Source organism: Mannheimia sp. E30BD, assembly GCF_041807785.1.
Taxonomy (GTDB): domain Bacteria; phylum Pseudomonadota; class Gammaproteobacteria; order Enterobacterales; family Pasteurellaceae; genus Mannheimia.
The window spans coordinates 1-659 of record NZ_JBGTYX010000057.1 but is presented as its reverse complement, the minus strand read 5'-3'; the positions used below and the strand labels follow the sequence as shown (position 1 = coordinate 659).

1 protein-coding gene and 1 pseudogene are annotated in these 659 nt (G+C 42.2%); both read right to left on the bottom strand.

Annotation, left to right across the window (positions count from 1 at the left end; all coding sequences use genetic code 11):
• Positions 1 to 191, bottom strand: a pseudogene (locus tag ACERCG_RS12200) (2-dehydro-3-deoxyphosphogluconate aldolase); the annotation flags it as partial.
• A gap of 70 nt (positions 192 to 261) precedes the next feature.
• Positions 262 to 659: PfkB family carbohydrate kinase (locus tag ACERCG_RS12195; RefSeq protein ID WP_373612309.1), on the bottom strand; the 398-nt coding region annotated here is incomplete at its 5' end.

The following is a 659-nucleotide window of genomic DNA, read 5'->3' as shown; positions in this document are numbered from 1 at the left end:
TAGTTCGCCTTCACTAATTTAATTGCCTCTTCAGCTGCTGCCGAGCGGAAGGTAATTTCTACCACAGGCAAGCCGTTTTTAGACAAGGTTTTCGCCAGCGGTAAAATATCTTCTGCGTTGTCGAGGGCTATGACGGGAACAACTTTAAGTTCTCTTAATTTTTCTACGATTTGGTCGGTGGTATAACGCATTTTTAACCTCATTATGTTGTGTTGCAAGCGGTAATTTTTGTAAAATTTTTTGCAAAAACAACCGCTTATATTATTGTTCAAATTGCTGTTTTAGGTGGGCAGTTGCTGATTTATCAATAATTGCCCCTTTGTGTTGAATGACAATACCTGCAACTTTGTTACCTTGCTGGCAGCAGGTGATTAAATCTTTGCCAAGCAAGTAGCCGTTGAGGAACCCAGCATTGAAAGAATCCCCTGCGGAGGTGGTATCCACCACATTTTCAACGGGAACGGTTGGCACAAAAATCTGTTTATCCTGATATTGAACTGTTGCACCAAGTGAGCCTTGTTTGACTACGATAGTTTCGATGCCATATTGAGCAAGGCGGGTAAGGGTCGCTTGCTCGTTCGCATCGCTCCAAAGCAGATGTTCATCATCAAAGGTAACAAGGGCTAAATCGACTAAGGAAAGTAAGTTAGCATAATGCT